At 62.8% G+C, this 7,349-nt stretch carries 9 protein-coding genes; 7 read left to right on the forward strand and 2 right to left on the reverse strand.

Annotated elements, in window-relative coordinates; genetic code table 11:
* The first annotated feature begins 90 nt into the window (after positions 1-90).
* Positions 91-1,158 (forward strand): response regulator, encoded by a 1,068-nt coding sequence (locus OZ411_RS24460; protein ID WP_130576823.1) that lies wholly within the window; start codon positions 91-93, stop codon positions 1,156-1,158.
* Between the two features lie 102 nt (positions 1,159-1,260).
* Here OZ411_RS24460 and OZ411_RS24465 read toward each other — a convergent pair whose 3' ends face one another.
* Positions 1,261-1,896 (reverse strand): OmpA family protein, encoded by a 636-nt coding sequence (locus OZ411_RS24465; RefSeq protein WP_282529997.1) that lies wholly within the window; start codon positions 1,894-1,896, stop codon positions 1,261-1,263.
* A gap of 146 nt (positions 1,897-2,042) precedes the next feature.
* Here OZ411_RS24465 and OZ411_RS24470 point away from each other — a divergent pair, with 146 nt between their 5' ends.
* The 5 genes from OZ411_RS24470 (at position 2,043) to OZ411_RS24490 (ending at position 5,147) form a co-directional block, all read left to right on the forward strand.
* On the forward strand, positions 2,043-2,357 hold the full coding sequence (locus OZ411_RS24470; protein ID WP_349017033.1) for a type II toxin-antitoxin system RelE/ParE family toxin: 315 nt from the start codon (positions 2,043-2,045) through the stop codon (positions 2,355-2,357).
* Between the two features lie 64 nt (positions 2,358-2,421).
* Positions 2,422-2,760, forward strand: a complete 339-nt coding sequence (locus tag OZ411_RS24475; RefSeq protein ID WP_282529998.1) for a helix-turn-helix transcriptional regulator — start codon at positions 2,422-2,424, stop codon at positions 2,758-2,760.
* Positions 2,761-3,006: 246 nt separating this feature from the next.
* A complete protein-coding gene (locus OZ411_RS24480) occupies positions 3,007-3,246 on the forward strand; it encodes a hypothetical protein (RefSeq protein WP_282529999.1) in 240 nt (79 codons plus the stop codon).
* An 87-nt stretch (positions 3,247-3,333) separates the two neighbouring features.
* Positions 3,334-4,497, forward strand: coding sequence for a crosslink repair DNA glycosylase YcaQ family protein (locus OZ411_RS24485; protein WP_282530000.1), 1,164 nt, complete (start codon positions 3,334-3,336; stop codon positions 4,495-4,497).
* A gap of 263 nt (positions 4,498-4,760) precedes the next feature.
* Positions 4,761-5,147 carry a hypothetical protein gene (locus tag OZ411_RS24490; protein WP_282530001.1) on the forward strand — a complete coding sequence of 129 codons (387 nt, stop codon included), beginning with the start codon at positions 4,761-4,763 and terminating at the stop codon, positions 5,145-5,147.
* A 156-nt stretch (positions 5,148-5,303) separates the two neighbouring features.
* Here the strand turns inward: OZ411_RS24490 and OZ411_RS24495 are convergent, their stop codons facing one another.
* Positions 5,304-5,672, reverse strand: a complete 369-nt coding sequence (locus tag OZ411_RS24495) for a DUF2809 domain-containing protein (RefSeq protein ID WP_349017034.1) — start codon at positions 5,670-5,672, stop codon at positions 5,304-5,306.
* Positions 5,673-5,854: 182 nt separating this feature from the next.
* Between OZ411_RS24495 and OZ411_RS24500 the strand changes: the two genes are divergently transcribed.
* Positions 5,855-7,180, forward strand: a complete 1,326-nt coding sequence (locus tag OZ411_RS24500) for an MFS transporter (protein ID WP_282530002.1) — start codon at positions 5,855-5,857, stop codon at positions 7,178-7,180.
* The last annotated feature ends 169 nt before the right edge of the window (positions 7,181-7,349 follow it).

Below are 7,349 nucleotides of genomic sequence, written 5' to 3' on the forward strand. Positions count from 1 at the left end.
GCGGCGGGCTTGACGTGCCGCACCCCCTCATGGATTTTGGCATGCAAAGGTAGGTCCATCGATCTGCTTCAAGGCAGTGGAACGACCGTCATGCTGGAGCGTCTCTTCGATTCGTCAACGCTTTCCCCGCACGGAATTTGCCTGCTGTGGGAACCTGGACTGATCTGGCTCCACGTCATCTCTGATGCGGTGATCGCGGCCGCCTACTTCTCCATCCCCGTGGCGCTCGCCATCTTCGTGTCGAAGCGGCGCGACGTCGCGTTCGGCTGGGTCTTCTGGGCTTTTGCGCTTTTCATCCTGTTCTGCGGCTTCACCCACGTGCTGTCGATCGTCACGCTCTGGGTGCCGATCTACGGCATCGAGGGCATCGTCAAATTGTTGACGGCCGCCGCGTCCATTGTCACCGCCGCCATGCTGTGGCCGCTGCTGCCGAAGCTCCTGGCGCTGCCCTCGCCGTCGCAGCTCCGCGAGGCCGAGGACTTGCTGCGACAGTCGCAGCAGGTGACTGGCGGCGTGGTGCACGATTTCAACAATCTCTTGACTGTTATCAGCGGCAACCTCGAAATCGCCGCGCGCAGCGTGCAATCGGACGGCGGCGTCAAGCGCGACCGGCTGGCGCGCGTGATCGGCAATGCCTCGACCAGCGCGCAGAGGGCGGCGCTATTGACACAGCAGCTCCTCACCCATGCGCGGGGCGAGCCGCCCGATCTCAAGCCCGCCTACCAGGCGCCTCTAACAACCGCCAACCCGGTCAAGGCGGACAGCGCGCCGGTGGTCGGCAGTGCCGGCAACGAGACGATCCTGGTGGTCGAGGACGAAGACAGCGTGAGGTCCTTCCTTGTGGAGACTCTGCAGGACCTCAACTACAAAGTCCGTGAAGCCGCCAATGGCTCAGCCGCGCTGGCACTGTTCAAGAGCGGGCGGTTCCATGTCGACCTGCTGCTCACCGACATCATCATGCCCGGCCTGAACGGCCGCGAACTGGCCGACGAACTGCACCGTATCCAGCCTAACCTGAAGGTGCTGTTCATGACCGGCTATGCGGGTAACGCCGTCGGCGACCAGGATCGGCCCGACGACGACGTATCGCTGTTGCAGAAGCCGCTGACGCAGACTGTGCTCGCGGCAAGGATCAGGGAAATGCTCGACAAGCCGTAGCCCCGTAGCCCGGATGAAGCGAAGCGTAATCCGGGTCCATTTCGCCGTGTCTCGAACATTTCCCGGATTGCGCTGCGCTTCATCCGGGCTACGGCGACTACATCACTGCGACGCCGTCTTGGCTTCCATGTTGACGACCTGAACCCGGTGGTTGGTCGGATCGAGCGGTGCGTTCGGATCTTTCGGCTTGCTCTTGCCGTAGCCGACGGTGACCAGGTTGGAGCCGTTGATGCCGTAGCGCTCGGCCAGGTATTTCTTGATCGTGTCGGCCCGCCGCTCGCTGAGCTCCTGGTTGTAGGCTTCGCTGCCGACTGCGTCGGTGTGGCCGGCGACTACGAAGGTCGAACCCTTCAGGCTCGGATTCGACAGCGCCTTGCCGAGTTCCTGCACGGCCTGTGCCGAGCTCTTGCTGATCTCGGCCGAATTGAAGTCGAAATGGATTTCGAGGTTGATCTGCGGCTTGGTCGCGGCGAGCTCGGCGATCTCCTGGCGCTCGCCGAGCGAGAGCGAGCGGGTCGGACGGTTGCGCAGGCTGTCGACGAACTTGGTCTCCTTGGCGGTCGCCGTGGTGTCGACCTGCTCTGGGCCGGTCGACAGGCCGCGGGTCAGCGGCTTGGATTTGAGGGCATTCAGGATCTGGTCGGCCCGGACGACGCCGTCGCCGGCGAACGCCAGGCCCGCCGTCATCGACAGCGCGGCGCCGATCGTCAGGATGGAAAGTCCATAAAAGCGGGTCATCGTCTTAAATCCTCTTTAAGTATGCGCCGGCCGGATTGGCTCGCCTGACGCTTTGATGCTCCGACGATAGGTCAGGTTCAAAGCCCGGAATGTGACCCAGATCACGTTGACGATCTATAGGGATACCCCTATATTCAGTTGTTGTCGTGAACAAGACGCCAAGTCAAAAGTCCTGCATCTTTCTCGGTTCCAGTCTGAAGGATCTGAAGCGATTTCCGGCAAAGGTGCAAAGCCGGGTCGGCTATGCGCTACATCAGGTCCAGAACGGAGATGAGCCGTTGGCTGCAAAGGCGCTGAAGGGCTTCGGCGGCCGAACCGTTTTGGAGCTTGTTGACGATTTTGACACCGATACCTATCAGACCGTTTACACGGTCCGGTTCGCGGATACCGTTTATGTGCTTATGCCTTCCAGAAGAAGGCAAGAAAAGGGATCGCGACGCCGCAGCGAGATATCGAGCTGATCAAAGCGCGTTTGCGTGATGCTGAATCGCACTACCGGACGCATTTCGGCAAAGGGCAAGAACGATGAGCAAGCGGAAGCTGGAAGCCTATCAGAGCAGCGGCAACGTGTTCGCAGACCTCGGTTTGCCGAACGCGGAAGAACGGCTGCTAAAGGCCAATATCGTGAACGAACTGCATCGGCTGATCAAAGATCGCGGGCTTACTCAAGTGAAAGCAGCCAAGCTCATCGGTATCCATCAGCCGGATCTGTCCCGCCTCCTGCGCGGCGATTTCGAGGACTACTCGGCGGGACGTCTCATGAAAATGCTGACGGTGTTCGAGCAGGATGTCGAAATCACCATGAAACCAAGCCGCAAGTCCGGCGCGCCAGGACGCATCATCTTCAAATCGGCCGCTGCCTAGTGACGACGCCATCTGCGGTGATCATGCGCTGGCAGGTGCGGAAATAGAAAGGGCGGCCCGAGAAGGCCGCCTTTGCGTCATGGACAATAGATCGGCCGACCGCCGCGACCGCTGGTCGCAGCTCGCTTCTGCTTCATCCCACTGCAATACAGGAAAAATAACTTTTCGCTGGAAACGCGGCCGCGAGCCAACGCGCATTGTGTTGGCCGGTGTCACGCCGGTTTCATTCCAAGGGAGATTTTTCCGATGCAACGATTGATCCTGGCTGCTGCGTTTTCGGCTGTTGTCTTTGCGCCTGCTTCAGCCAAGCTGATGGCCTGCACGACGGAGAACATGGCCAAGTCGACGGCCTCGATGAACACGATGCCGGAAGGGCCCGGCAAGATGGCGATGGCCAAGAGCATCAGCAAGGCCAATAGCGAGATGAGCAAGGGCAACATGCGCGGCGCCTGCAAGCACTACCTGGAGGCCCAGGCGGGCAAGTAATCCTCGAGACCGGTTTATGGCTTTGGCCGCGCCATCTGGCGCGGCCTTTTCTGTGCCCTGCGGCAGAATCCCGCTACATTGCGGGCGATGCCCCGCCCGATTCCATCCCACCCCCTGAGCAGGACGGACGCCCGCCACATCTGGCTGCACGCCCAAAGGCTCGACACGCCGGTGCCGTTTGGCGATGGGCCGGCCGCGGTGGCTGCCGCGGTTGAACATCTCGGCTACGTGCAGATCGACACCATCAACGTGATCGAGCGCGCCCACCATCACATCCTCTACAGCCGCATTCCCGATTACCGCCGCGCCGATCTGCGCCACGCCCAGGGCGTCGACAAAAGCGTGTTCGAATACTGGACGCATGCGCTCTCTTATGTGCCGGCCGGGGATATCCGCTTCTTCCTGCCGGCGATGCGGCAGCACAGGCGGGAGGGCCACAAATGGTTCAATTCGGTCACGCCTGCCGACATGCGCAAGGTGATGCGCCTGATCCGCCAGGGACCGCTCACCATCCGCGACATCGACGACGACGTGCTGGTGGAAAAGGAGCATCTCTGGCAGAGCCGCAAGCCGTCGAAGCGCGCGTTGCAGCTCGCCTTTTACACCGGCGTGCTCACGATCAGCGAGCGCAACGGCATGCTGAAGACCTACGACTTGACGGCGCGGCATTTCGGCTGGGACAAGCCGCCGAAGCCGGCCTCGCCGCGCGAGATCACCGCTTATCTGCTCGACCGCGCGCTGCGTTCGCAGGGCGTCGTCAGCCTGGATTCGATCTGCCATCTCGATGCGCCCAGCAAGAAAGCGGTGCGACTCCTGATCGAGACCCGCCTTCGCCGAGGGGAGCTGGTGCCGGTCGCGCTCGAAGGCGCCGGCAAGCAGGAGCATTGGGCGCGTCCGGAGGCCCTGCAGCCGGTGGGCGAGGGCGATCCCGCGCTGGTCCACATCCTCTCGCCATTCGATCCGCTCATCATCCAGCGCAAGCGCACCGAACTGTTCTTCGGTTACGGCCACCGCTTCGAGGCCTATGTGCCGAAGGACAAGCGCCTGTTCGGCTATTTTGCGCTGCCGGTCCTGGTCGGCGATGAGATCGTCGCCGCCATCGACCTGAAGACGGACCGGCCGAACAAGAGGCTGCTGATGCAGAAATGGAGCTGGGTCGGCAACGGCGCCAAGCGGGGCGCCCGCAAGGCGCTCAAGCCCCGCATCGAAGAAGAACTGCATCGCTTCGAACGCTTCCAACTCGCTAACTGAATTGAGGGTGCGCAGAGCCATTGGCTCGCAATGACGGATGATGTCCGTTCGCCCTTTCTCCGCTGTCATTCCGGGATGCGCCGCAAGGCGCAGGCCCGGAATCCATTGCGCCACGTGCGCCGGCGGAGCCATGGATTCCGGGTTCGATGCTGCGCATCGCCCCGGACGACAGCGAGTGACTAACTCGCCCTACTGAGTTTCGTCTCGGGAACCCGCGGCCTCCCGGCCGGTTAGTTTGTTGCGACTAATTTCAGGGAGGCATTATGGGCAAGGATAAATCGATTCTTGACAAGATCACGGATACGGTGAAGGGCGTCGCCAGCACCGCCAGCGAGGCATTGAAGCCGGACGAGACGGACATGAAAACCGACGAGCGCACGGCGACCTATGTCCCGCTCGCCGCCGACGGCCTCGTCTCCGATCCGATGGTGCCGCCGATGGCAACGGCCCCGCCGCGCAAGCGGCGCGCCGCACCGAAGCCGGCGGCAGCGAGCGCAAGACGGACGGCGGCCGCGGCAAAGAAGGCCGTGAAGAAAAGGTCGGCCAGCAAAGCCGGCAAGAAATCCGCCAAGAAGCGCTCGGCCAAGGCGGCCAAGAAGACGGCGAAGAAGACCAAGGCCGCGAAGAAGACGCGTAAAGCACGGCGGTAGGCTTCAACTGCAGCGGTCATGCACTGTAGCCGTCATGCCCCGCGCAGGCGGGGCATCCAGTAATCACCGGCAGCAGTGATTGAGCTGAGCGGCCGCAGCTTACTGGATCGTCCGCCTTCGCGGACGATGACGGCAGCTATTGGCTCTTGGCGAAAGCTAACACCGCACAACGATCCAACGCCACGCCCAGCAAAATGCCCGCGGCGAGGCGACGATGTTCCATGCCGAGAAGATGCGGCCGAGCGACAGCGCGCCGGCGGTCGTCAGCCTGAAGGCATCGAGCCACGGCGTGTGCACCAGCCGAAACAATTCCACAGCCACCGCGATCGCAAGCGCGATCGAGGCCACCGTCCACCGTGACCATCCCGGCGCGGCAATCGCGACCAGGAAGAATACCATCGTCCCCCACAACAGCGAGCCGCCATACTTCACAACGAACGCCGGAAGCCCCACGCCGAAGCCGAACCGGCGCAGCGCCAGGCCGGCAATGATGATCGAAAGACAAAGCAGGATGCGGACAATCATGAACGGGCAAGCCTTGTGGAGACGGAGCTAAAGCTTAGGGCCGCCGCCGGGCGCAAGCTCGCACCCGAGGCCGTGCGCGCCCCACCCCGCGGACGAGCCTTTGTCACAATTCCGATTGACACCGTGCGCCCGATGCTCAAAACCCCAAGGCAATAGCAATAACAGCCCTCGGGGGGACACCCATGAGCCAGACCACCACACTTGCCGCCGCCGCGAGTGCGAAGAGCGAGATCGAGACCTCGACCATCCGCGCCATCTCGGCGCGCCTGATCCCGTTCCTGGTGCTGGCCTACTTCTTCTCCTATCTCGACCGCGTCAATCTCAGCTTCGCCGCGCTGACCATGAACGCGGACCTGAAGTTCTCGCCGCTGGTGTTCGCCTGGGGCGCCGGTATCTTCTTCATCGGCTATTTCATCTTCGAGGTGCCGAGCAATCTCGCGCTGGAGAGATTCGGCGCCAGCCGCTGGATCGCCCGCATCATGGTGACCTGGGGGGTGATCTCGGCGCTGATGGCGACCGTCAGCGGCGAGCGAAGTTTTCTTGTGCTGCGCTTCCTGCTGGGTGTGGCGGAGGCCGGCTTCTTCCCCGGCATCATCCTTTATCTGACCTATTGGTATCCGGCCGAATACCGCGCCCGCTTCATGGCCGCGTTTGCGGTCGCCGTTCCCGTGTCCACCGTGATCGGCGCGCCGATCTCCGGGCTTTTGCTTGGGCTTGACGGCGTGATGGGGCTGAGGGGCTGGCAGTGGCTGTTCATCATCGAGGGCATCCCCTCGGTCCTGCTCGGCATCGTCACCTGGTTCTATCTGACCGATAAGCCGGAGAAGGCGAACTGGCTGACCGCGGAGCAGAAGGCGTGGCTGAAGGCAAAGCTTGACGCCGAGGCCGCGGCCAAACAGGCGGTGCGGCATTTCACGCTCGGCGAGGCGCTGTCCTCGCCCAAGGTGATCACGCTGAGCCTGATCTATTTCGGCTTCGTCGGCGCGCTCTATGGCATGCAGTTCTGGCTGCCGCAGATCGTGAAAGCGTTCGGTCTCACCAACGCGCAGACCGGCTTCGTCACTGCGATCCCCTATCTGTTCGGCACCATCGCAATGGTGTTATGGGCGCGGCACTCCGACGCCAGCCGGGAGCGCGTCGCCCATGTCGGCGGACCGCTGTTGCTCACGGCGCTCGCGCTCGGCGTCTCCAGCTACCTCACCGATCCCATCATCACCATGGTCGTGCTGACGGTTGCGGCGATCGGCATCTTCTGCACCTTCGCGGTGTTCTGGACCTTGCCGACCGCCTGGCTCTCCGGCACCGCGGCAGCCGGCGCGATCGCGCTGATCAACTCGATCGGCAACCTCGCCGGCTTCGGCGGACCCTATCTGATCGGCTGGGTCAAGGACGCCACCGGCAACACCTCGACCGGCCTGCTCGTGCTGTCGCTATTGCCGCTCGCAGCCGGCCTCCTCGTCATCCTCGGTGGCCACGAGACCAAGACCGAGTTCGCCAACGCGAAGTAGCGCAAAGCATTGGGTAGGGGTGGGCAAAGCCAACGGGTCGCGCGAACGCGCGCCCGATGACAGGCTCCGCGTGCCCACTATCCACGAGCGGTGCAAGAAGGGTGGGCACGCTGCGCTTTGCCCACCCTTCTGTAACGGGCCTGGATCAGTCAATCCCTTTTGCGTCATC

The organism is Bradyrhizobium sp. Arg237L, assembly GCF_029990105.1.
In the GTDB taxonomy this organism is placed as follows: Bacteria; Pseudomonadota; Alphaproteobacteria; order Rhizobiales; family Xanthobacteraceae; genus Bradyrhizobium.

Excerpts from the sequence above, each read along its gene's own strand:
- OZ411_RS24490 (WP_282530001.1), top strand. The coding sequence starts at position 4,761 with ATGGGCAAGGATAAATCGATTCTTGACAAGATCACGGATACGGTGAAG.
- OZ411_RS24495 (WP_349017034.1), bottom strand. The coding sequence starts at position 5,672 with ATGATTGTCCGCATCCTGCTTTGTCTTTCGATCATCATTGCCGGCCTG.
- OZ411_RS24465 (WP_282529997.1), bottom strand. The coding sequence starts at position 1,896 with ATGACCCGCTTTTATGGACTTTCCATCCTGACGATCGGCGCCGCGCTG.
- OZ411_RS24475 (WP_282529998.1), top strand. The coding sequence starts at position 2,422 with ATGAGCAAGCGGAAGCTGGAAGCCTATCAGAGCAGCGGCAACGTGTTC.
- OZ411_RS24480 (WP_282529999.1), top strand. The coding sequence starts at position 3,007 with ATGCAACGATTGATCCTGGCTGCTGCGTTTTCGGCTGTTGTCTTTGCG.
- OZ411_RS24460 (WP_130576823.1), top strand. The coding sequence starts at position 91 with ATGCTGGAGCGTCTCTTCGATTCGTCAACGCTTTCCCCGCACGGAATT.
- OZ411_RS24500 (WP_282530002.1), top strand. The coding sequence starts at position 5,855 with ATGAGCCAGACCACCACACTTGCCGCCGCCGCGAGTGCGAAGAGCGAG.
- OZ411_RS24485 (WP_282530000.1), top strand. The coding sequence starts at position 3,334 with ATGCCCCGCCCGATTCCATCCCACCCCCTGAGCAGGACGGACGCCCGC.